This window comes from Vibrio sp. H11, from assembly GCF_004804295.1.
GTDB classification, from domain to species: domain Bacteria; phylum Pseudomonadota; class Gammaproteobacteria; order Enterobacterales; family Vibrionaceae; genus Vibrio; species Vibrio ostreae.
In genome coordinates, this window is the sequence record NZ_SSHN01000018.1 from 45,546 (window position 1) to 69,009 (window position 23,464).

Consider the following 23,464-nt stretch of genomic DNA (forward strand, 5'->3'; position numbering starts at 1 on the left):
CGGGCGGTGGCTGCAGGCAGGGTGACATCGCTATTTGGCGAGGAAGAAACGATAGGCCGGGTTATCGGTCTCGTCTTTATATTGATAGCCCAGTTCGACCAGGTGCGCCGAGAAGCGGCTCAGATCGTCAGCATCGAGTTCAAAACCACACAGTACACGGCCGTAATCGGCCCCGTGGTTACGGTAGTTGAACAGGCTGATGTTCCAGTGGGTACCGAGGGTGCTGAGGAATTTAAGCAGCGCGCCCGGGTATTCCGGAAACTCAAAACTGTACAAGCGCTCTTTGAGTGGCTTGGACGGACGTCCGCCAATCATGTAGCGAATGTGCAGCTTGGCCATTTCATCATCGGACAAGTCCTGAACCGGATAGCCGGACTGGCGTAGTTCGCTGATGATGGTTTTCAGCTCTTCCGGACCGCCGAGCAGGCGGATACCGACAAATACGTTAGCCAGTTCGTCATCGCTGTAGCGATAGTTGAACTCGGTCACCGCCCGGCCGCCGATGATCTGGCAGAACTCAAAGAACGCGCCTTTGCGCTCCGGAATCGTGACTGCCAGCAAGCCTTCGCGTTTTTCGCCCAGTTCACAGCGTTCTGACACATAACGCAGGCCGTGGAAGTTGGTGTTAGCACCAGACAGCACGGTGGCCAGCTTCTGATCTTTGAGCTCATACTGCTCGGCGTATTTTTTCAGACCAGCCAGCGCCAGTGCGCCCGAAGGTTCAGCAATCGCACGGGTGTCTTCGAAAATATCTTTCACTGCGGCACAGATTTCATCGCTTGATACGGTAATGTGGCCATCCAGATACTGCTGACACAGACGGAAGGTTTCATCGCCGATCCGTTTTACTGCAACACCGTCAGCAAACATGCTGACCTGATCCAGCACCACAGGCTCTCCGGCATCCAGCGCAGCTTTCAGGCAGGCCGAATCTTCCGGTTCAACCGCAATCACTTTTACTTCCGGCATCAGCTGTTTGACCAGCACTGCGACACCAGCCGCCAGACCGCCGCCGCCTACCGGGACAAAAATGTAGTTGAGGTGGCCGTTCTGCTGCAGCATTTCCATGCCGATGGTGCCTTGCCCGGCGATCACCAGCGGGTGATCGAACGGTGGCACGAAGGTGTAGCCGAATTCGGCCGACAGGCGCTCCGCTTCCGCTTTGGCTTCGTCGAAGTTACTGCCGTGCAGGACCACGTTACCACCGAAGCCGCGTACGGCCGCCACTTTGATATCGGGTGTGGTGCGCGGCATCACGATCGTGGCTGGTACGCCCAGTTTGGTGCCGGACAGAGCCATGCCCTGGGCATGGTTACCGGCGGAGGCAGCGATCACCCCGGCGTTTCTCTGCTCTTCGGTCAGGTTGGCCAGCATGTTGTAGGCACCACGCAGCTTAAACGAGTGCACCGGCTGACGGTCTTCACGTTTAATTTGTACCTGGTTGCCGATACGCGCTGACAAACGCGGCATATCCTGCAACGGCGTGACGGTGGCCACTTCGTAGACCGGAGCACGCAATACCTGGCGCAGATAATCTGCGCCGGTTTGTTGGGTGAGCGTCATAAGCTAGCCTCCTAGCTTAGATTTATCTCGCACCGCACCTTTGTCAGCACTGGTTGCCATGCTGGCATAAGCTTTGAGTGCAAATGAAACTTCACGCTGGCGGTCAACCGGCTGCCAGCCGATTTGATCCTGCTGCTTGCGACGCTGTTCCAGTTCCTGATCTGAGATCAGCAGTGAAATCGAGCGGTTCGGAATGTCGATCGCGATACGATCGCCCTGTTTCACCAGGCCAATGGCACCTCCGTTGGCGGCTTCCGGTGAAGCGTGACCAATCGACAGGCCAGAGGTACCGCCGGAGAAGCGGCCATCAGTCAGCAGCGCACACTCTTTACCCAGCCCCATGGATTTGAGGTAAGTGGTCGGGTAGAGCATTTCCTGCATGCCCGGGCCGCCTTTTGGTCCTTCGTAGCGGATCACCACCACGTCACCGGATTTCACTTTACCGCCCAGGATGCCTTCAACCGCATCTTCCTGGCTTTCGAATACCACCGCCGGGCCTTCGAATTTCAGGATACTTTCATCTACACCGGCGGTTTTAACAATACAACCGTCCAGGGCGATGTTGCCCTTCAGCACCGCCAGACCGCCATCCTGACTAAAGGCGTGTTCTTTGGTGCGGATACAACCTTGCTCACGGTCGTCATCCAGCGTGTCCCAGCGGCAGTCCTGTGAGAATGCCTGCGTGGTACGGATCCCGGCCGGGCCAGCGCGGAAGAAGGTTTTGATCTCTTCAGCGTCGGTCTGAATCACATCGTACTGCGCCAGCTGCTCAGCCAGCGACAGGCCAAGTACAGTGCGGGTGTCATCGTGCAGCAGGCCGGCACGTTGCAGCTCGCCCAGAATGCCCATTACGCCACCGGCGCGGTGCACATCTTCCATATGGTATTTCTGCGTCGACGGCGCCACTTTACACAGGTGCGGAACCAGGCGTGACATGCGGTCGATATCCGTCATGTCGAAGTCCACTTCACCTTCTTGTGCTGCGGCCAGCAGGTGCAGTACCGTGTTGGTTGAACCGCCCATGGCGATATCCAGTGCCATCGCGTTCTCAAACGCATCTTTGGTGGCGATATTACGCGGCAGGGCAGTTTCGTCATCCTGCTGGTAGTAACGCTTGGTCAGCTCGACGATGCGGCGACCAGCGCTCAAAAACAGCTCTTGACGGTCGGCGTGGGTGGCCAGCAGTGAACCGTTACCCGGCTGGGACAGGCCCAGCGCTTCGGTCAGGCAGTTCATCGAGTTGGCGGTAAACATACCGGAACATGAACCACAGGTCGGACACGCTGAACGTTCAATCTGTTCGCTCTGCTCATCGGATACTTTCGGGTCGGCGCCCTGAATCATGGCATCGACCAGGTCGAGCTTGATGATTTGATCAGACAGCTTGGTTTTACCCGCTTCCATCGGACCACCGGACACGAAAATGGTCGGAATGTTGAGGCGCATCGACGCCATCAGCATGCCCGGAGTGATTTTGTCACAGTTGGAGATACACACCATGGCATCGGCACAGTGCGCGTTGACCATGTATTCCACCGAGTCGGCAATCAGTTCACGTGATGGCAGTGAGTACAGCATGCCGCCGTGACCCATCGCAATGCCGTCATCGACCGCAATGGTGTTGAACTCTTTGGCGATACCGCCAGCCGCTTCGATTTCACGTGCCACCATCTGACCCAGGTCTTTCAGGTGAACGTGGCCGGGGACGAACTGGGTGAACGAGTTCACCACGGCGATGATCGGCTTGCCGAAATCTTCATCTTTAACGCCAGTGGCGCGCCACAGTGCACGGGCACCTGCCATGTTGCGACCGTGAGTGGTGGTCGCCGAACGATACTTAGGCATATTGTCTCTTCCTTAAGCGCAAATTTTTTGCTGTAAATTGTTGTTTGGGAGTTCGTTGCTTTTGATCGGCGTAACGTCGACGCTGCGAATGTCCCATAATTTTTCAATCTGGTTGGTCAGGGTGGTGATTGGTCGATCACTGTCGACGATGATCTCCACGCTGGCAATTCTGCTTTCATGGTTCTGAGTGGCGGCAACCTGACGAATGATGAACCCGCGGTGACGCACGACACGCAGTACACGCTCCAGCAGGACCGGTTTGTCGTCTGCTTTAATGTCGAGTAGATATCTTTGCATAGTGAGCGTCTCCTAGGTGTTCTCTAACATGTCATTGTTGGACGCGCCCGGCGGTACCAACGGCCAGACGTTTTCTTCTTCGTCGATGGCAACATGCAGCAGGTAAGCGGTTTTACTGGCCAGCATTTCTTGCAGTGCCGGTTCCACTTCTTGTTTACGGGTGATGGTTTTACCAGGGATATCAAAAGCTTTAGCCAGCATGATGAAATCCGGGTTGTCATCGAGAATGGTTTCGCTGTGGCGGCCGTCAAAGAACAGTGACTGCCACTGACGTACCATGCCCAGACGCTGGTTATTGAGCAGTACCATCTTGACCGGGATCTGGCGGCGTTTCAGCGTACCCAGCTCCTGGATGTTCATCATAAATGAACCGTCACCGGTCACCAGAACGGATTGGTCGTCAGGACGGGCTACTGCCGCGCCCATCGCGGCCGGCAGACCGAAGCCCATGGTGCCAAGGCCCGAGGAAGAGATAAAGTTTTGTGGCTGACGCGGCTGAATATGCTGCGCAGCCCACATCTGGTGCTGGCCGACGTCGGTTGAGACCATCGTGCTGTCCGGCATCATGTCAGACAACTGCTTAAGCAGCAGCGGAGCGAAAATCGGCTCGCCCGGGTGGTCGTAACGCCACTTAAACCCACTGCGCAGACTTTCACTGTGGTGAACCCAGGGTGAAATGTCGTGGCTCAGCTCCAGCTGTGGCAGGATGACATTGATGTCACCACGCAGCGCGGCGTGCGCCTGACGCAGTTTGTTGAATTCAGCCGCATCGATGTCGATGTGAATCACTTTAGCGTGCGGGGCGAACGTATCCAGTTTACCGGTCACGCGGTCATCAAAACGGGCGCCGACCACGATCAGCAGATCGCTTTCCTGAACCACCAGGTTAGCGGCTTTAGTGCCGTGCATGCCCAGCATACCGAGGTAGTGCGGGTCGTGACGTTCGATGGTGCCAAGGCCCTTCAGGGTGCTGACCGAAGGCATCGGGTTTAAGCGCAGGAATTCGCGTACCGTTTCCGTGGCGTGCGCCAGTTGTACGCCGCCGCCGACATACAGCACCGGACGCTTGCTCTGTGCCAGCAGTGCCTGAGCTTCGCTCAGCTGGTCTGCGGTGACTTGTGGCATGGCTGGTGGAGTAAAGGCAGGCAGGACGGTGGTCGGCGCCTGAGCCAGTTGCACATCCTTAGCGATATCAACGATGACCGGGCCAGGGCGGCCGGTTTTGGCCACTTCGAACGCTTCAGCCAGCGTTGGTGCCAGTTCATTAATATCGGTAACGAGGTAACTGTGTTTGGTACAGGACAGAGACATACCGATCACATCCATTTCCTGGAAGGCGTCGGTGCCGATGTGGGAACTGGCAACCTGACCGGTAATAGCAACGAGAGGAACGGAATCAAGGAAAGCATCGGCCAGGCCGGTGACTAAGTTGGTGGCGCCTGGGCCGGAAGTGGCCATACATACTGCCACGTCCTGTGTGGCTCTTGCCATGCCGATAGCGGCCATAGCTGCTCCCTGCTCGTGTCGGCACAGAATGTGCTCAACACCACCATCATACAATGCATCATAGATGGGCATGATGGCGCCGCCGGGGTAACCAAAAACGGTTTTGATTCCCTGCTGTCTTAATGCGGCTACGACTAATTGTGCACCTGTCATCGTAGGCCTCCCTGGCAGCGATCCGACTCGCTGTTTTGTGTTGTTGTGTTGTGCTTGCACGTCATGTGCGGGCTCCCATTCTTCCTATTATACTGAGTAAATTATCATCAGTATGTGCTTTTTTAAGTCTATTCAGTTGCAAAAAAACCCCCGGACTTTTCAGTGCGGGGGTTGTTTGAATCTGGTCTTTATTTTGCGCCCACAAGCCCCCGCGCGGTCATAATCAGGACCACGATAATAAGGCTAATCAGAGAGTTGAAACGGGCGTATAAATTCATCTTACTTATTCTGAATAATTGTCGTACCTGAGTACGAAAGTGTTTGCGTCCTTAGTGGTAACACACATTTCCGTTATCTGACAAGCAAAAACTCATTCTTTTTTCATATTCCGATTTTTGTGCGCCGGGTTATATAACCAGTCAGGCGCGGAGTAAGCAAGCGAATAGCCGGGCTGAATGGTTTTTAATCAATCACTAAGGATAGACATGGGACTTGCGATTATTCACAGCCGGGCCAGTATCGGCGTTCAGGCTCCGGAGGTGACTGTGGAAGTGCACATCAGTAACGGTATGCCGGGTTTTACTCTGGTCGGACTGCCAGAGACCACTGTTAAAGAGTCGCGCGACCGGGTACGCAGTGCGATCATCAATTCCAAATTTGAATTTCCGGCCAAGCGGATTACCGTCAATCTGGCCCCGGCGGACCTGCCTAAAGAGGGCGGCCGTTTTGACCTGCCGATTGCGCTCGGTATTCTCGCGGCCTCAGAGCAGATCCCGGACAGTAAGCTGAATGAGCATGAATTTATCGGTGAACTGGCGCTGTCGGGAGAAATCCGCAGCGTAAAAGGTGTCCTGCCGGCGGCGCTCGCGGCTAATCAGGCCCGGCGTCATTTGGTGGTGCCGCATTATAATGGCGATCAGGCGGCCTTAGTCGGCGCGGATCGCCATCGCTCGGCGCAGACTCTGCTGGAGGTGTGCGCGGATTTGTGCGGTCAGCAGAGCTTGTCACTGTTTCAGAGTGAGGCGACCGAGAGTGTCCCGCAAGCGAATCGCGACCTGCAGGATATAATTGGTCAGCATCAGGGGAAGCGCGCGCTGGAGATAGCGGCAGCCGGTAATCATAATTTACTGTTCCTCGGCCCGCCCGGCACTGGCAAAACCATGCTGGCTTCGCGCTTGTGCGATCTGCTGCCGCAGATGAGCGATGCTGAAGCAATGGAGACGGCCTCGGTGGCGTCGCTGACCCAGCAGGAGATCAATCAGCATAATTGGAAACTGCGGCCGTTTCGCGCCCCGCATCACTCGAGCTCGATGGCAGCGTTGGTCGGCGGCGGCACGATTCCGCGTCCGGGCGAAATCTCGCTGGCGCATAACGGCCTGCTGTTTTTAGATGAAATGCCGGAGTTTGAACGTAAAGTGCTCGACTCGCTGCGTGAGCCGCTCGAGTCGGGCGAAATCATTATTTCCCGCGCGCAGGGTAAGACCCGCTTTCCGGCCCGCTTTCAGCTGGTCGGAGCGCTCAATCCCAGCCCGACCGGTTATTACGAAGGCAATCAGGCCCGTGCCAATCCGCAGATGATCCTGCGTTATCTGAGTCGTCTGTCCGGTCCGCTGCTGGACCGCTTTGATATGTCGATTGAAATTCCGGCGCTGCCCAAAGGTACGCTGGCGCATGGTGGCGATCGCGGTGAAGCGACCGCTATGGTCAAACAGCGCGTGCAGCAGGCGCGTGAAGTGATGCTGGCGCGCAGCGGCAAGGTCAATGCTTTGCTGCAGAGTCGCGAAATCGAGCAATTTTGTCCGCTTAACCAGGCGGATGCGGAATTTCTCGAAAACGCGCTGCATCAGTTAGGGCTGTCGATCCGGGCTTATCACCGTATCATTAAAGTGGCGCGCACCATTGCCGATCTGCAGGGAGAAGCGCACATTCAGCGCGTGCATTTGGCGGAAGCGCTCGGTTACCGCGCTATGGACCGGTTACTGAAACAACTCACTGCGCAATCGGTGTAGATAGTCTGTCAGCACGGCTACTCTGACCATTGGCGCGGATATTTCATTCACTGGGTGAGCGGGTATAATAGCGCGCTGTTTTTTTATTCAAATATCTGACCCCGGTTCCGATTATGCTGGCTTACCCTTTACTGATACTTAATGTGCTGCTGGTGGTGCTGAACACCATGTTTGCGTCTGTGTTGATCTGTGCCATTGCGCTGGTCAAGGTGCTGCTGCCGAGCGTCAGGCTGAAAACGGCGGCGACGTGCATAGCCGATAAAGTGATGTGGCTGTGGGCCAGTTTGAATCTGGTGATTCTGACCGTGTCGAACCGGGTGGAGTGGCAGATTGAAGGCGGAGAGCAACTGCATAAGCAGGGCTGGTATCTGATAATGAGTAATCATCTCAGCTGGACCGATATTGTCGTGTTGTGCAGCGTGTTTAAAGATCGCATCCCGATGCCGAAATTTTTCCTTAAGCAGCAACTGCTGTATGTGCCGTTTATCGGCATGGGTTGCTGGGCGCTGGATATGCCGTTTATGCGCCGCTACTCACGTGAATACCTGATCCGCCATCCGCACAAGCGCGGACAGGATCTGGCCACCACGCGCCGTTCGTGCGAAAAATTCAAACATAACCCGACCACGGTGGTGAACTATGTCGAAGGCACTCGATTTACCAGTGACAAGCAGCAGCGCAGCCGTTCGCCTTATCAGCATTTACTGACGCCGAAATCCGGCGGCATTGCTTATACTCTGGCGGCGATGGGGGAGCAGTTCTCCAATATTATCGATGTGACCCTGGCTTATCCGGACAATAGTGCTAAGCCGTTTCGTGACATGCTGATGGGACGCATGAAGCGTATTGTGGTCCAGATTGAAGTACTGCCGGTCGATGAGCAGGTCCGTGGCGACTACTTTAATGACAAGCGGTACAAGCGTCAGTTTCAGCGTTGGCTGGGTAGTGTATGGCAGGCTAAGGACCAGCGCCTGGCCCAAATTCATGCCGTGCGCGCTGAGCATGACAGCACGCCGCAGGTGCAAGAGCCCAGCGTCTCTGTCGGTAAGTAGGACGACCGGGCCTGAGGGCAGCACCTTCCCATTCTGGGGATGGTCTGGCATTCAGGGTAGTAAGATTAACCTTTAGCAACAGAGTCAAAAAAGGGAGCCGCAGCTCCCTTTTGTGTATCGGGTGTCCCCCGCCCGTGCGGGCCACCATTTATTTTGTCAGCAGGTTATTTCGCCAGCAGGAAGTTGACCAGTTCGATGTACTCATCAACGGTTTTGATGTCCTGAGCCTGAACCAGATAGTGGTTGTTGACTACAACTGACGGTACCCCGCGCAGGCCGCTGGCCTGGAACTGTTTATCAAAACGACGCACCATAGAGTCAACCGCAAAGCCGTTGAACGCTGCATCAAATTTCTCGCCGCTGATGCCTTCATCAGTGAAGATCTGGCGTAGCTCAGCGTCGTCTTTTGGTGGTTTGCGCAGGTTATGGATGCGGTTAAACATGACCGGAATCATTGTGTTTTCCACGCCCAGAGAGACCATGGTCGCGTAAGCTTTGCTCATTGACTGGCCCATGTTGCCACCCATGAAAGAGACATGGTTCTTTTGCAGTTTCACGCCTTCGGGCAGGCCGGCCTGCAATTGTTTTACAATCGGTTCGAACGCATTACAGTGCGGGCAGTAAAATGAGAAATATTCGACTACGCTCGGTTTGCTCGAAGGTTCCAGGTCCAGCACTTTGTAATGCACACCTTCTTTGAACTGTGCAGCATGTGCTGACAGGCTTAACATCAGGGTTGCAACCAGTGCAAACAGCTTTTTCATTCGTGACTCCATGATTCTTATTGAATTGCAATTTACCATTGTGGCATCAGAGAGAGCGCCGGCTCTTCCAATGCGGCGAGTTGTTCTTTAAATGCCAGTACCTGACTCTCCCAGTATTTCGGGTCATTGAACCAGGGGAAGGCCAATGGAAAGGCCGGATCCTGCCAGCGCTTTGCCAACCACGCCATATAGTGCACCATTCGTAGACCACGCAGGGGCTCGATTAGTTTCAACTGACTGTGGTTAAAATCGCAGAACTCCTGGTAGCCTTCAAGCACAATATCCAGTTGCAGCAGTTTTTCCTGCCGCTCGCCACTGAGTAACATCCACAAATCCTGCACCGCCGGACCGTTGCGTGCGTCATCAAGGTCGACAAACATCGGCCCGTCACGCCACAGAATATTACCCGGATGGCAGTCGCCATGCAGACGAATCGAGCGGTAGTCGGGTTGCCAGTGTTGTTCGATACGCGTGATCAGCAAGTCGAGATCATTGAAGAAGCTGGTTTCCAGGTGGGCCGGTATACATTGTGACTGTTGCAGCAGGGTACGCGGTTGATAGAGATATTCGTCCAGGCCGATGGTCGGACGATGGCGGAAGGTCTGGCTGGCGCCGACTTTGTGGATACGGCCGAGAAAACGTCCGACCCACTCCAGCTGTTCTTGGTTATCGACTTCGAACTGGCGACCGCCGACACTGTTGAACAGGGCAAAGTGATAGCCCTGATAGTGGTGCAAGGTCATACCGTTAATCACCAGCGGTGCGGCCAGCGGAATTTCGGCTTCAGCCAGTTGCAGGGCAAAATCGTGTTCTTCCTGAATCTGCTCCACGCTCCAGCGTTGCGGACGGTAAAACTTAACCACAAAGCGGCGTCGTTCTTCATCGGTGAATTGGTAGACCCGGTTTTCGTAACTGTTCAGCGCCAGAAAGCCGGACTCGGCGCGCACGCCGATACTTTCCAGCGCGTACCACATCAGGTCCGGAGTCAGGGCGTCAAAATGGAAGCTTGCTTGTGTCATGGTTATAAAAAGGGCTCATTACTGAGCCCTTTGCCATCTGTTGCGGCGGGAAAATGCAGCTATAACTTTTTGATAAAGCGGCTTTCTACCTGCAGCGTGAATTGTTGACTGTCTTCGGTCAGTATAAACTGAATTGTCGCGACCGGAGAACTGAGATTTTCCGCTTTGATGCCCAGACTCATCGGCAGATTGAGCACTTCACCGGGCTGAACCTGCACCGTCTGCTTGCCGTACCAGGTGACATCATTCAGACCGGACACATCGAGACGATAGGTGTGAGTCTTCTGGGTTTTGTTAATGATTTTAAGGGTATAGGTATTTTCGACTTCACCGGCACTGTTGGTGCGAAACAGCTGATTGCGATCGCGAATTACGCTTAGTCCGGCCGGATCGACACTCGCCACCTGAGCAACAAACAGACCGATCATCAGCAGCATTACCGCACCGTAGCCGAGCAGTTTTGGCCGCATCACCTTGGTATGTTTGCCGGACAGACGGTGTTCTGTGGTGTAGCTGATCAGTCCTTTCGGATAGCCCATGCGTTCCATGGTGGTGTCACAGGCATCGATGCAGGCGCCGCAGTTAATGCATTCATATTGCAGCCCGTCGCGAATATCAATCCCGGTCGGACAAACCTGGACACACAGGTCGCAGTCGATACAGTCACCCAGACCGAGCGCCTTCGGGTCGGCTTTACGCGGCCGCGGGCCGCGCTGCTCACCGCGCTTGGCGTCATAGCCGACAATAAAGGTGTCTTTATCGAACATCGCAGACTGAAAGCGGGCATAAGGGCACATGTGGATACACATGATAGAGCGCATCCAGCCCGCGTTACCGTAAGTGCAGGCGGCAAAAAACAGCACCCAGAATACCGGCCAGAAGCTGGCATTGAGGGTGAAGAAATCGATCACCAGCGCGCGCACCGGAACAAAATAGCCGACAAAGGTAAAACCGGTCAGCAGGGCAATTGCCAGCCAGGCAAAGTGCTTGGCGGTTTTGCGCACAGCGAGATTCGCATTCAGTTTGCCGCTGTCCTGCTTACGCCGTTTGTTGGCGCTGCCTTCCAGTTTTTCCTCAAACCAGATGTACATAAAGGTCCATACGGTTTGCGGACACAGATAGCCACACCACACCCGGCCTAAAAAGGTGGTAATAAAGAACAGGCCAAAGGCGGCGATCATAAACAGCAGGGCGAGCAGGGTGAGATCCTGCGGGTAAAGGGTGGTACCAAAAAAGTTAAACTGCTGATTACCGATATCGAGCAAAATCGCCTGGCGTTCACCGTAAGAGATCCAGGGCACCAGGCCGAATAACAGCAACAAAAACCAGCCGCCGTAACGGCGCAGTTGCTGATAGACGCCTTTGCTTTCACGCACGTAAATGCGGTTACCCGGATTGAAACGGTCTCCTTCCTGACCTTTGTGGGTTTTGGGGTTAAAGACTTTCGGAGTGACGTCTTTGACGTCAATCTTATCCTTACTCATCAAACTATCCTTTTGGGCAGCGGGTGCGATTTCTGTCGTTCGCACTCTGTTTTGACATTGCAGCGGGCTCATCGCTGTTCACCAACACTGATTGCTCGGGCAACCGGGTTGGAGAGGCTCTTTTCTATGTAATCTGGTGATTATAGCGTCAATTCAGCCAGGCTTTTTTTACCGCTATCAATCTTTAACAACAAAACGGATGCAAAAAGAAGAGCGGCCGTGGGCCGCTCCTGGGGATGAGAGGGTCGCTTAGTCGATGATGCCGCGTGCGCGCAATATGGCGGTTTTAAAATCCGGCTCGTAATCCTTCTTGATGCCCGGTATTACTTCGTCTTTGCTGCTGTTGCGCATTTTGAGATGGTAAATCAGCACATCATCGGTCAAATCCTGTAGCTGTCCCTGATAGCCCGCTTCTGCCGCCAGTTTGGCGATAAAGGCCACCAGGTTGAAATCAGACTCTTTTTGCCACTCGGGCTCAAGCAATTGCAGCAGTTCTTCAATACGATGGCATTGCATGGCTTTCTCCATATTTTTTGTAATGGTATGCAGCTAAGTTATCAAAACAGGGCGGGAATACAATTGATATGTGTAAAGACAATCGATATGTACAAATACAAGCGTTACGCGCAAACCACTCGTTATAAGTGAGTGGTGAACGGTGTAGGGAAACGGAAAAGAAAAAAGCGCAGTGAAAACTGCGCTTTTCTATTTAAGCGGCCTTAACCACTTTTGTTTCCGGCGATGCAGAAGCTGCATTTTTCTCGACAAGAGTTGGAGCGGGCGCGACTTTTTTCGCAACCGGCGCAGCAGTAAAACCACTACGACGGCGCATTGCACTGGTATTCGTGTGCGAAAACCTGACGGATGTTGGGCGCATTATTAACCTAACGGTCAGGCATATCCATTGCCGGTCAAATGGCCTGAACAAGGATGAGCTGAACTTCCGCCGGGGCAGAAGGGGCGCTCTTCTGGCACTCGCCAATCCAAATCTTTGCTCAGGAATAACGATATGCATGCATATCGAAAATAGAGTAGCACCATGCCAGGATTTGGTCGATAGTTGAGCAGAGATTCTACACAATTTTTTTGCATCGCTGAGGGGCAGCCTTTCGGTAAGAGTGTGAGCAATAGTATGAAAGTCCCATTGTGATCGGGATCTTTTCCGCTTTACACTGGGAGTTCATCAACAGGAGGTACGTATGTCGTTTCTGAAGAAAACCCTCGCCAGTTTCGGTATCGGATCCGCGAAAGTCGATTCAGTCCTGCAACAGGAGACGCTGTTTCCCGGCCACAAAGTCAAAGTGACGATTCACGTCTATGGCGGTGCCACCGAGCAGGCGATCGATAATATCGAGCTGAAATTATGTTGCCGTTATATCGAAGAGGTGCACAGCGGGCAGGGGGAGCAAGCGGATAGTCAGACCCGCCGCATCGCTCAGACTTATGTCCTGGCCAGCTGGTCGCTGCCGTATGCATTTACCATCGCCAGTGGTGAAACGCGTGATTTTGAAGTCGAGCTGGATGTGCCATGGCATACACCGGTCACCATTGGGGATGCCAAAGTATGGCTTGAGACGGGCCTTGATATTGCCATGGCGCTCGACCCGGCTGACAAGGATATTCTCACTGTGCGTCCCGATCCCTTGATGGATGGTATTTTTACCGCACTGGAAGAGCAGGGCCTGCGCCTGCGTCAGGTTGAGTGTGAAGCAGCGCAAGGCTTCGCGCTGCCGTTTGTGCAGGAGTTTGAATTTGTGCCAACTGATGGCCCGTTTCACGGCCGCTGGCGCGAGCTGGAGATTGTGGCTTACCGCGATGCGGATAAGCTGCAGATGTGGTTCGAGATTGATCGTTTTCAGCGCGGTGCGCGCGGCATGCTGGCCAGTCTGCTCGGGCGCGGAGAGCTGAAACGTCAGCTCACCATTGCGGCCGATACCCCGCCGGAGAGGGCCGGTCAGCAGATTGTTGATTTTCTCGATACCTCTTCCTGACACGATTCTGGCTTACACATGTTCGCTCAATGTGCCATACTGGATGTGAATTCTTTAGTATGGATTGATATATGTCAGTGAGTGATTACAGTGTCAAAGAGGAAGTGGCCAATGCCATCAGCCACGGCATTGGCCTGATTTTAGGGATTGTCGGTTTAGTGCTGCTGCTGCTCAAAGCGTTTGCCCACAGCGCAGATGCGCTGACCATCACCAGTATGAGCGTTTACGGCGGCAGTATGATAGCGCTGTTTCTGGCCTCCACCCTGTACCATGCCATTCCTCATCAGCGTGCTAAACGCTGGCTGAAAACCTTCGACCACTGTGCTATCTACCTGCTGATTGCCGGTAGTTACACGCCTTTTTTGCTGGTCAGCCTGCGCACCCCGCTGGCGATCAGCCTGATGATAGTGATCTGGTCGATTGCCCTGCTTGGTATCTTATTTAAGGTGGCGTTCATTTACCGTTTTGAGAAGTTGTCGCTGGTGACTTATCTGGCGATGGGTTGGCTGTCGCTGGTGGTGATTTATCAGTTGGCGCTGAATCTCGATATCGGTGGCCTGACGTTGCTGGCGCTGGGTGGTGTGGTGTATTCACTGGGGGTGATTTTTTATGTCGCGCAGCGCATTCCGTATAACCACGCCATCTGGCACGGTTTTGTGCTCGGTGGCTGTGCGTGTCATTTTATGGCGATTTATCTGTATATCGATCCGGTGTAACGGATATTGACCTGATGTCATTGATATCACTATGGTAGAGTGGTGATCGATCAGCTGCACTCAGCATTGTGGGTGATAACCAACAAAAAAGCACTCCGGTTGTGGAGTGCTTTTGTTTTGGCTGTCCCGTCCGGGAATACGCTGCCCGGCGATCGACTAGCGGGTTTGCAGATTTTCGACGCTAACCCGGATCTGGTAACGTTCGGCCTGGTCAGTTGCCAGCTTAAGTTCTTTACCGGCTACTGCGGTCTGCGGGCGCAGATAAGTTTCCGCCATGCGCTTGATTGACTGCCAGATGGTTGCGCTGTCGTGATTCAGTACCTTGCCCTGTTCGTCCATCAGTTCAACATTGAGTGCAATGCTGATCACCGACTGCAGGCTTTGGTTAGTGATCGCGGTCGGTATGATCAGGTGTCCGTCTTCGTAACGGGCGCTGCCGAGCACGATATCCACGCCGGACTGGCTCAGTTGCAGCGTCGGTTTGGTGCTGCCTACTTCAACCAGAGTGCCGTGCTGGCGTGGTACCAGCGGTGCGGCGATGAGCGGGGCCGCTGCTGCGGCTGGTGCTGCCGTGGTGACCGGACTGGTTTCGGTACGGTTTTCGGCCGCAGGTTTTGGTTTTGCTGGCGCGGCCGGCTGTACATAGTGCCAGGTGAAGTCGTCATTCAGTTCGACCTGGCGACCGTCATCCAGAGTCACTCTTTGCGCAGCCTGAACGACTGGCGCTGTCAGCGCGGCGACACAAGCGGTCGCTAACAGAGTCTGCAGGTATTTCATCATTATCCTCAACGTTTCCAGAACGCAGGGAAAAACAGCACCAGAATGGTGAGGATTTCCAGGCGTCCCATCAGCATACCAAAACTTAAAATCCACTTCGCACCGTCAGACAGGGAAGCAAAATTACCGGTCGGGCCAATCACACTACCCATGCCCGGACCGACGTTGGCCACCGCAGTGACTGCGCCGGAAATACTGGTAATGGTATCCAGTCCCATCGCCGACAATGTGCCGGCAATCAGGACAATAGTAATCACAAACGTCAGGCCGAATGCCACGACGGAGCGCACGATATCTTCGTTAACCGGGCGTTGATTATAGCGCTGCACGAATACACCGGACGGATGAACAAGGCGCATCATCTGGTTATTAAGCAGGGTAAAACAGATCTGAAAACGGAAAATCTTAATCCCGCCGGCAGTTGAGCCGGAGCAGGCTCCCGCCATCATCAGGAAGGCAAACAGGGTGCTTGGCAGTGCGCCCCAGGCGGTGAAATCATCCAGGCCAAAACCTGTAGTGGTCACTACGGAAACGATGTTAAACATTGAGACCCGCAGCGCATCAAGTATGCTGTAGCCGTTATGCCAGTGCAACCAGGCCGCGACAATCAGGCTGGCAACGACAAACAGCACAAAGAAGCCACGAACCTGGGCATCCTGCAGCAGCTCCTGTGGCTGACGTTTACGCAGTGCGGTCACAAACAGCAGGAACGGTAAGCCGCCGAGGAACATAAACAGGGTCGCGACCCAGTGTGAACCGTGCGAGAAGTGGTTCATTGAGCCATCGGAAGTGGAGTAGCCGCCCGTCGATAAGGTGGTAAAGGCATGGTTGATGGCGTCAAACATGCCCATCCCGGTCAGCATATAGCCGAGAATACACAAGCCGGTCAGCACCAGATAAACAATCACAATGTTTTTAGCTACGGTTTTGGCGCGCGGACTGCTTTTATCCGACCAGTCGGAGGATTCGGTCTGGAACAGGCGCATACCACCGACGTTAAGCATCGGCAGCACCGCTACCGCCATCACGATAAAGCCAACCCCGCCCAGCCACTGTAGAATCGAGCGCCACAACAGAATGCTGGGTGCCATGTCGTCTAAGCCGCTCAGTACGGTTGAGCCGGTGGTGGTAATGCCGGACATGGTTTCAAAATAGGCGTCAGTGAAGCTGATGTGGTTAATGAACACGAACGGCAGGGCGGCAAACGCGCTGGCGATGGTCCACACCAGACTGGTGATCAGAAACATGTCACGCACACTGAGGCGAAAATCGGCAGTGCGTCCCAGCGTCAGGCACAGGAACGCGGCCACATGGGTGATGATCACCGCCTTGGCAAAGTCGAGAAAGCCACCGGTACCGGTAAAAAAAGCCACCAGAGTGGGGACGTACATGAACAGCGCCAGTTTGGACAAAACCAGGCCGATCACGAACATTATCGGGCGTAAATTGAGCATGACGCCGTATACCTATAAGAAAAACGGGCTGGGTTGGAACAGAGCTTCCACGTCGGGCACGTATTTTTTATCAACCAGAAACATCACCACGTGATCATCTTGTTCAATTACAGTGCGGTCGTGGGCAATCAGGACCTCTTCACCACGCACAATCGCACCAATGGTGGTGCCCGGCGGCAGGCGAATATCACCGACCGCGCGGCCGACCACTTTGGAGGTGGTTTCGTCACCATGGGCAATCGCTTCAATTGCTTCGGCTGCACCGCGGCGCAGTGAAGACACGTTCACGATATCAGCGCGGCGTACGTGGGTTAGCAGGGCTGAAATGGTCGCCTGCTGCGGTGAAATCGCCACGTCAATCACGCCGCCCTGCACCAGGTCGACATAAGCGCCGCGCTGGATAAGCACCATCACTTTTTTGGCACCCATGCGTTTGGCCAGCATGGCTGACATGATGTTGGTTTCATCTTCGTTGGTCAGGGCGATAAACACATCGACCTGATCGATATTCTCTTCGGTCAGCAGCTCCTGATCGGCGGCATCGCCGCAGAAGACAATGCTGTTTTCCAGCTGTTCCGACAGCTGTTCGGCGCGCTGATAATTGCGTTCAATCAGCTTGACGCTGTAGCTGTGTTCGAGGCGTTTGGCCAGGCTGGCACCGATGTTACCGCCACCGACAATCATGATGCGGCGATACGGTTTTTCAAGGCGCTGCAGCTCACTCATCACTGAGCGGATGTGGTTGCTGGCGGCAACGAAGAACACTTCATCATCGGCTTCGATAATGGTGGTGCCCTGCGGGCGGATTGGCCGTCCCTGACGGAAAATCGCCGCCACTCGGGTATCGATGTGCGGCATATGCTCGCGCAGGGCGGACAGGGCGTTACCAACCAGTGGGCCGCCGTAATAGGCTTTGACTGCGACCAGGCTGACTTTCTCTTCGGCAAAGCTCACCACCTGCAGCGCGCCCGGGTATTGCACCAGGCGTTCAATGTAGCTGGTGACCAGCTCTTCCGGGGCAATCAGATGGTCGACCGGAACGGCGCCGGACTGGAACAGGGCTTCTTTTTCAGCCAGATATTCCGGCGAGCGGATGCGGGCGATACGGTTGGGTGTATTAAACAGAGTAAAGGCCACCTGGCAGGCGGCCATATTGGTTTCGTCGGTATTGGTCACCGCGACCAGCATGTCGGCATCCTGAGCCCCTGCTTCGCGCAGTACGTCCGGGTGACTGGCGTGGCCATTGACCACCCGTAAATCATATTTATCCTGCAGGCCGCGCAATCGCTCGCTGCTTTTATCGACGATGGTGATGTCGTTGTTTTCACCAACCAGGTTTTCCGCCAGCGTACCGCCGACCTGACCTGCGCCAAGAATGATGATTTTCATACCTAAATGTCTCTTGTGATTACACGCCAAAGGCAGCCTGTCGGCTGCCCCGGTCTCGTCCTTTATGCCTGAGCAGGCGTCACGCTTTTGCGGATCACGGCGTAGTAGAAGCCGTCCATGTCCTCTTCACCCGGCAGGATCTGACGTCCCGGCTGCTCAGGATCTGAGCCTTGCAATTGCGCATCCGCGGTACGGAGCAGGAAGTCTTTGACCTGCAGTACGTTTTCTTGCGGGGTAATTGAACAGGTTGCGTACACCAAAGTACCACCCGGCTTAAGCTGTTGCCACATCGCATCGAGAATTTCGCGCTGTAGCTCCGCTAATGCTTCGATATCATTGGCGCGGCGTAACCATTTGATGTCCGGATGGCGGCGGATAACGCCGGTGGCTGAACACGGTGCGTCGAGCAGGATGCGGTCAAACTGCGCTCCCGGCCACCACTGTTGCGGGTAGCGGGCATCGCCACAGATGACATCAGCGCGCAGTTGCAGGCGCTGCAGATTATCGTGTACCCGGTTGAGGCGGGTCGGATCGCTGTCTAATGCGACCACTTCGGTATTCTCGGTGTGCTCCAGAATATGTGCGGTTTTGCCGCCCGGCGCGGCGCAGCAATCGAGGATCAGCTCATCTTCCTGTGGGGTCAGATAATCAACCGCTAACTGCGCGGCAGCATCCTGCACTGAAACCCAGCCTTTCTCAAAGCCAGGCAGCAGGGTGACATCGCACGGTGCATCGAGTTTGATCGCATCCGCGGCCTCTGGGTGCAGGGTGTAGCTGATCTCAGCTGCATCGAGCAACTGCTGGTACTCAGCCCGGGTATGGTGCTGGCGGTTGACACGCAGCCACATCGGCGCCTTGCTGTTGTTGGCTTCAATAATGGCTTCCCACTGCTGCGGGTAGCTTTCCTGTAATAGTTTCAGAATCCAGCTCGGATGACCGTATTTACCGGCATTGTGACTGACTGCCACGGCGTCCAGCTCTTCCTGGTTACGCAGATAGCTGCGCAGTACGGCATTGATCAGGCCGCTCAGGTTAGTACCACGCAGGGTTTTGGTCCCTTCGACCGTTTCGGCTACCGCTGCGTGAGAGGGAATACGCATAAAGCTGAGCTGGTAAATACCGACCAGGATCAGATGGTGGAAGACGCGCTTTTTACCTTTGAGCGGGTTATCCATCAGTTCATTGGCAATCGACTCCAGACGCGGTAAATAACGCAGCGCGCCGTAGCAGATTTCCTGCAACAGGGCGTGATCTCTCGGACGTATTGTTTTTTGAGCCGCAGGAAGAGCGTGGGAAAGTGATTGACCTTTGTCGACCACCTGGAAAAGGACGTTGGCAGCCGCAGCGCGAACATTCATGGTGAAACCCTTAAAATTCAATGGGGACATCTCTGTCCCCGGTTAATGTACTGTGATGGTAACCAAAGCTTAGCTCAGTTGTGTTCCAACCTGGAACCAGTCAGCTCTGGCATTGAGAATGTCCTGCACCGGCAGCGCTTTTTTGCCCGGGATTTGCAGTTGCTCCAACACCAGCACGCCAGAACCGGTTGCCACATAGATACCGGTTTTATCCGCCTGAATTATCGTTCCGGCTGGCTGGTCAGTGCTTTGATCCGCAACACAACTTTTCCATACTTTGATGCTGTTGTCCGCGGCTTCAAAGTGGCTCATTGGCCATGGATTGAAAGCACGTACGCAGCGCTCGATATGCTCGGCGCTGTCCTGCCAGTTAATGCGGGCTTCTTCTTTACTCAGTTTCTTGGCGTAGTTAGCCAGCTCATCATCTTGTTTGACAGGCACGGCCTGACCGGCCTTGATGTCGGCCAGGCAGTCAATCAGAGCCTGCGGACCAAGATCAGCCAGTTTGTCATACATGGAAGCACTGGTATCGGTCGTTTCAATCGGCAGGGTGGCAATTTTCAGCATATCACCGGTATCCAGGCCGACATCCATCTGCATGATGGTCACGCCGGTTTCAGCATCACCGGCCCAGATAGAGCGCTGGATGGGTGCCGCGCCACGCCAGCGTGGCAGGATGGAACCGTGCACGTTGATACAGCCCTGTTTTGGCGTATCCAGCACGGATTTTGGCAGCAGCAGGCCATAAGCGACCACCACCATCAGATCGGCATTGAGCTCGGCTAATTGCTGCTTGGCTTGATCCGATTTGAAGTTTTCCGGCTGATAGACCGGAATATTATGCTCAAGGGCGATATGTTTTACCGGGCTGGCGGTCAGTTTCTTACCGCGTCCGGCCGGGCGATCCGGCTGAGTGTACACCGCGATCACTTCGTGCTCCGAAGACAATAACGCCGCCAGGTGACGGGCGGCGAAATCCGGAGTACCTGCAAACACAATACGTAATGATTGGCTCAAGGTAACCTCACTAAATTATTGATTTTTCTCGTTGAAGCGTTTGATTTTTTCCAGCTTCTCTTTGATGCGCTTACGTTTGAGCGGCGACAGGTAGTCGACAAACAACTTACCTTCCAGATGGTCGAGCTCGTGCTGCACACAAATGGCCAGCAGGTCGTCCGCTTCAAAGGTGTACTCGTCACCATCACGGTTGAGTGCTTTGACGGTCACTTCCGCTGCGCGTGGCACCAGGGCGCGCGCGCCAGGTACAGACAGACAGCCTTCTTCAATGCCGTCTTCCCCGCGTTTTTCCAGAATTTCAGGATTAATCAGCACCATCGGCTGATCGCGGGTGTCAGAAATGTCGATCACGACGATGCGCTGGTGCACATCGACCTGGGTCGCGGCCAGACCGATACCTTCCTCGTCGTACATGGTATCAATCATGTCATCGACGATTTTCTGAATCTCAGGGGTGACTTTCTCAACCGGCTTGGCAACGGTGCGAAGACGATCATCCGGGAATGTTAATACTTGTAATACAGACATATACACTCGAAAAATTGAACTGTGCCGAATCAGCTAAACGCTTGTTGGCTCAATTCTAGACATTTTATGACCTAAATGACAGCATCCTGCGTGATTTCTCCAGATCCTGGTCCCTAGTCTGCTCCGGAAAAAACGCTCATGTTGAGACTGCTGTGTCGTTTTAGCTCTGTTTTTGCCCTGCTCTGTTACTTTTCCCTGCCTGGTGTGTCAGTCGCGGCCCCCGGGCTGAGTGAGTCCGGGCCGGTTCTGCCCGAGATGCGTCTGCTCGACCAGACCGCGTTAGCAAAGGTAAGCCGTGTCCTGGGTACTTCGCTGCCGCGCGCTTATCTCATTCAGCCGCAGCCGATATACATCAGCGGAGCGCATACCGAACAAAGGTGGGGGATCTACCGCCCGTTGGCTCTGTTCTCTCCACGCCAGCAATCCATGCAGGCACTGAGGTTGGTCGCTCGCGCCTCGCTGACGGCCAGCGATGGCGCGCACAGCACGTTGCAAGTGACCAGCCAGATCCAGGAAATTCGTCCCCGGGATATCGCTTTGCCGGCCGTAAGGCTGGCGGACATCCGCTTTTCCACCAAGCATCCCGAACCGATCACAGTCTCTATCCTGGGCACCCCGCAAGGTCTGCACTACGCGGTGCGGAATGACTGGCTGGTACTGGATAAAGGTGCCGAGGACAAGCTGGTGGCCGGTCAACGTTTTGCACTGTTTCAGCGCGCGGCACCGGGCGCTGAGATTGCCTCCGGCGCCCTGATGGCGGATTTAGCGGTTGGCCGCCTGGTGGTTGAGCTGGTGTACCCTGGCTTGAGCCTGGCGCGGATAACCGCCAGCAGTCAGGTGATTGATAATAAAGTGGTACTGCGTGCGCTGTCTGACGACACAGACGCAGTGAGCGGGAGTGTGTTGAATGAGTCACCATGAAGAGTGGAATGAGGAAGAGTTCCAAGCCTGGCTGGCCTTTGCTTTTGTGCCCGGCTTTGGTCTGCGTGCCGTGCAGCGTTTAGCGGCGCGTGATGCGCTCAGTGTCCAGTTGCGTGATATTCAAAAAAGGGGGATGGGCCCCGGCCTGAATGCCAGTCAGCTTGCTTATCTGCGCAGTCAGGCCACAAAGGATGTGGAGGCGTGCCTGTACTGGCGTGAGCAGTCATCGCAGCGCGCGATTATCACCGCCCGCTGCGCCACGTATCCGCCCTTGCTCAGTGAAATTGCGGCTGCGCCGCCTGTGCTGTTTATCGAAGGTGATGCCGGTGTGCTGCTGCAACCGCAGATCGCAATTGTCGGCAGCCGTAATGCCAGCAGTGGCGGGCTGGAGATCGCGGCCCAGTTCGGTGCCCAACTGGCCGAGCAGGGGTTGGTGGTCACCAGTGGCCTGGCGCTCGGGATTGACGGCTATGCCCATGACGGCGCATTGAATGGCGGTGGCGACAGCGTGGCCGTGCTCGGCTGCGGTTTAGAGCATATTTATCCGGCCCGCCATCGTCGCCTGGCCGGGCGAATTGCCGAACAAGGCGCCTTGGTTTCCGAGTTTCGGCCCTCTGCCCGGGCACGGGCTGAACACTTCCCGCGTCGCAACCGGATTATCAGCGGCTTGTCGCTCGGGGTGTTGGTGGTGGAAGCGGCGGAAAAAAGTGGTTCCCTTATCACCGCGCGTTATGCCAGTGAGCAGAACCGCGATGTCTTTGTCATTCCCGGTTCAATTCACAACGCGCACAGTACCGGCAGTAATCAGTTGATTCGCCAGGGGGCTTGTCTGGTGCAGAATGTCGGGCAGATCCTCGATGAAGTCGCGAATTTGCTCGATTGGTCACTTAAGTCGCAGCAAACGGCGCAGTCTGAACTTTTTTCTCACCCAAATCAGCAAGAACAATTGCCATTTCCCGAGCTGTTAGCTAACGTAGGGGAAGAAGCTACACCAGTTGATATTCTTGCAAGCAGGACCCATATACCTGTCCAGGATGTCATGACGCAGCTCCTGGAGCTTGAACTTTCAGGGCATGTTGTTGCAGTTTCCGGTGGCTATATTCGAAAGGGGAGGGGCTAGCTATGATGATGGATATTTTGATGTATCTGTTTGAAACGTATATCCATAGCGATGCAGAGTTGCAAGTGGACCAAGACGAACTGGAAGAAGAACTGGTTCGGGCCGGATTTCACCAGAAAGACATCTATAAAGCCCTTCACTGGTTGGAAGAGCTGGCCGCGTTGCAGCAGACTGATGCGCAATCGGCAATTGCAACCAGTTCGCCAACGTCGGTGCGTATTTATGCGGCGCAGGAGATGGAACGCCTCGATCGTGAATCACGCGGTTTTCTGATGTTCCTCGAGCAGCTTAAGGTGCTGACGACGGAAACGCGCGAGATGGTGATTGATCGGGTCATGGGGCTGGAAACCAATGAGTTTGAACTGGATGACCTGAAATGGATCATCCTCATGGTGCTGTTTAATGTGCCGGGCAATGAAAATGCGTATACGCTAATGGAAGAGCTGCTGTACAGCAAAGAGCAGGGTATCCTGCATTAATCCCCTCTGAACCGATCAGAGT

General features: G+C 54.8%; 21 protein-coding genes. 7 read left to right on the top strand and 14 right to left on the bottom strand.

Going from position 1 to position 23,464, the window contains the following annotated elements:
• Positions 1-30: 30 nt before the first annotated feature.
• Genes ilvA through ilvG form a run of 4 tightly spaced genes read right to left on the bottom strand, consistent with a single transcriptional unit; the run spans position 31 to position 5,364 of the window.
• Positions 31-1,563, bottom strand: coding sequence for a threonine ammonia-lyase, biosynthetic (ilvA, locus tag E6C74_RS19655; protein ID WP_136487746.1), 1,533 nt, complete (start codon positions 1,561-1,563; stop codon positions 31-33).
• 3 nt (positions 1,564-1,566) lie between these two features.
• Positions 1,567-3,408 carry a dihydroxy-acid dehydratase gene (ilvD, locus tag E6C74_RS19660; protein WP_136487747.1) on the bottom strand — a complete coding sequence of 614 codons (1,842 nt, stop codon included), beginning with the start codon at positions 3,406-3,408 and terminating at the stop codon, positions 1,567-1,569.
• A 12-nt stretch (positions 3,409-3,420) separates the two neighbouring features.
• Positions 3,421-3,705 carry an acetolactate synthase 2 small subunit gene (gene ilvM, locus E6C74_RS19665; RefSeq protein WP_136487748.1) on the bottom strand — a complete coding sequence of 95 codons (285 nt, stop codon included), beginning with the start codon at positions 3,703-3,705 and terminating at the stop codon, positions 3,421-3,423.
• A gap of 12 nt (positions 3,706-3,717) precedes the next feature.
• Positions 3,718-5,364, bottom strand: a complete 1,647-nt coding sequence (ilvG, locus tag E6C74_RS19670) for an acetolactate synthase 2 catalytic subunit (protein WP_136487749.1) — start codon at positions 5,362-5,364, stop codon at positions 3,718-3,720.
• A 485-nt stretch (positions 5,365-5,849) separates the two neighbouring features.
• Between ilvG and E6C74_RS19675 the strand changes: the two genes are divergently transcribed.
• Together E6C74_RS19675 and E6C74_RS19680 are read left to right on the top strand one after the other, a co-directional pair.
• A complete protein-coding gene (locus E6C74_RS19675) occupies positions 5,850-7,373 on the top strand; it encodes a YifB family Mg chelatase-like AAA ATPase (RefSeq protein WP_136487750.1) in 1,524 nt (507 codons plus the stop codon).
• Positions 7,374-7,486: 113 nt separating this feature from the next.
• Positions 7,487-8,425, top strand: a complete 939-nt coding sequence (locus E6C74_RS19680) for an acyltransferase (protein ID WP_136487751.1) — start codon at positions 7,487-7,489, stop codon at positions 8,423-8,425.
• Between the two features lie 164 nt (positions 8,426-8,589).
• On the opposite strand, the gene E6C74_RS19685 is transcribed toward E6C74_RS19680, so the two are convergent.
• The 4 genes from E6C74_RS19685 to E6C74_RS19700 form a co-directional block, all read right to left on the bottom strand.
• A complete protein-coding gene (locus E6C74_RS19685) occupies positions 8,590-9,189 on the bottom strand; it encodes a thiol:disulfide interchange protein DsbA/DsbL (RefSeq protein ID WP_136487752.1) in 600 nt (199 codons plus the stop codon).
• A 32-nt stretch (positions 9,190-9,221) separates the two neighbouring features.
• Positions 9,222-10,208, bottom strand: coding sequence for a serine/threonine protein kinase (locus tag E6C74_RS19690; protein WP_136487753.1), 987 nt, complete (start codon positions 10,206-10,208; stop codon positions 9,222-9,224).
• 59 nt (positions 10,209-10,267) lie between these two features.
• Positions 10,268-11,692 (bottom strand): cytochrome c oxidase accessory protein CcoG, encoded by a 1,425-nt coding sequence (gene ccoG, locus E6C74_RS19695; protein WP_136487754.1) that lies wholly within the window; start codon positions 11,690-11,692, stop codon positions 10,268-10,270.
• Between the two features lie 249 nt (positions 11,693-11,941).
• Entirely contained in the window at positions 11,942-12,208 is a 267-nt protein-coding gene (locus E6C74_RS19700; RefSeq protein ID WP_168797067.1) for a YihD family protein, read from the bottom strand.
• Between the two features lie 683 nt (positions 12,209-12,891).
• Between E6C74_RS19700 and E6C74_RS19710 the strand changes: the two genes are divergently transcribed.
• Positions 12,892-13,683 carry a sporulation protein gene (locus E6C74_RS19710; RefSeq protein ID WP_136487757.1) on the top strand — a complete coding sequence of 264 codons (792 nt, stop codon included), beginning with the start codon at positions 12,892-12,894 and terminating at the stop codon, positions 13,681-13,683.
• Positions 13,684-13,754: 71 nt separating this feature from the next.
• Complete coding sequence (locus tag E6C74_RS19715; RefSeq protein WP_136487758.1) at positions 13,755-14,399, top strand: hemolysin III family protein; 645 nt, start codon at positions 13,755-13,757, stop codon at positions 14,397-14,399.
• 156 nt (positions 14,400-14,555) lie between these two features.
• Here the strand turns inward: E6C74_RS19715 and E6C74_RS19720 are convergent, their stop codons facing one another.
• From E6C74_RS19720 to def, 6 genes are all read right to left on the bottom strand, one after another.
• Positions 14,556-15,179: a DUF3157 family protein gene (locus tag E6C74_RS19720; protein ID WP_346762940.1), complete on the bottom strand. Its 624-nt coding sequence runs from the start codon at positions 15,177-15,179 to the stop codon at positions 14,556-14,558.
• Positions 15,180-15,184: 5 nt separating this feature from the next.
• Positions 15,185-16,630, bottom strand: a complete 1,446-nt coding sequence (locus tag E6C74_RS19725; RefSeq protein ID WP_136487759.1) for a TrkH family potassium uptake protein — start codon at positions 16,628-16,630, stop codon at positions 15,185-15,187.
• Between the two features lie 12 nt (positions 16,631-16,642).
• Positions 16,643-18,019 (bottom strand): Trk system potassium transporter TrkA, encoded by a 1,377-nt coding sequence (trkA, locus tag E6C74_RS19730; RefSeq protein WP_136487760.1) that lies wholly within the window; start codon positions 18,017-18,019, stop codon positions 16,643-16,645.
• 62 nt (positions 18,020-18,081) lie between these two features.
• Positions 18,082-19,377 carry a 16S rRNA (cytosine(967)-C(5))-methyltransferase RsmB gene (gene rsmB, locus E6C74_RS19735; protein WP_136487761.1) on the bottom strand — a complete coding sequence of 432 codons (1,296 nt, stop codon included), beginning with the start codon at positions 19,375-19,377 and terminating at the stop codon, positions 18,082-18,084.
• 69 nt (positions 19,378-19,446) lie between these two features.
• Complete coding sequence (gene fmt, locus E6C74_RS19740; RefSeq protein ID WP_136487762.1) at positions 19,447-20,394, bottom strand: methionyl-tRNA formyltransferase; 948 nt, start codon at positions 20,392-20,394, stop codon at positions 19,447-19,449.
• Positions 20,395-20,409: 15 nt separating this feature from the next.
• A complete protein-coding gene (gene def / locus E6C74_RS19745) occupies positions 20,410-20,922 on the bottom strand; it encodes a peptide deformylase (protein WP_136487763.1) in 513 nt (170 codons plus the stop codon).
• Positions 20,923-21,060: 138 nt separating this feature from the next.
• On the opposite strand from def, the gene E6C74_RS19750 reads away from it, so the two are divergent.
• Genes E6C74_RS19750 through E6C74_RS19760 form a run of 3 tightly spaced genes read left to right on the top strand, consistent with a single transcriptional unit; the run spans position 21,061 to position 23,442 of the window.
• Entirely contained in the window at positions 21,061-21,843 is a 783-nt protein-coding gene (locus tag E6C74_RS19750; protein ID WP_136487764.1) for a hypothetical protein, read from the top strand.
• Positions 21,830-22,963, top strand: a complete 1,134-nt coding sequence (dprA, locus tag E6C74_RS19755; RefSeq protein WP_136487765.1) for a DNA-processing protein DprA — start codon at positions 21,830-21,832, stop codon at positions 22,961-22,963. Before E6C74_RS19750 ends, dprA begins: the two co-directional genes overlap by 14 nt.
• Positions 22,964-22,965: 2 nt before the next feature.
• Complete coding sequence (locus E6C74_RS19760) at positions 22,966-23,442, top strand: DUF494 family protein (protein ID WP_136487766.1); 477 nt, start codon at positions 22,966-22,968, stop codon at positions 23,440-23,442.
• Positions 23,443-23,464 lie beyond the last annotated feature (22 nt).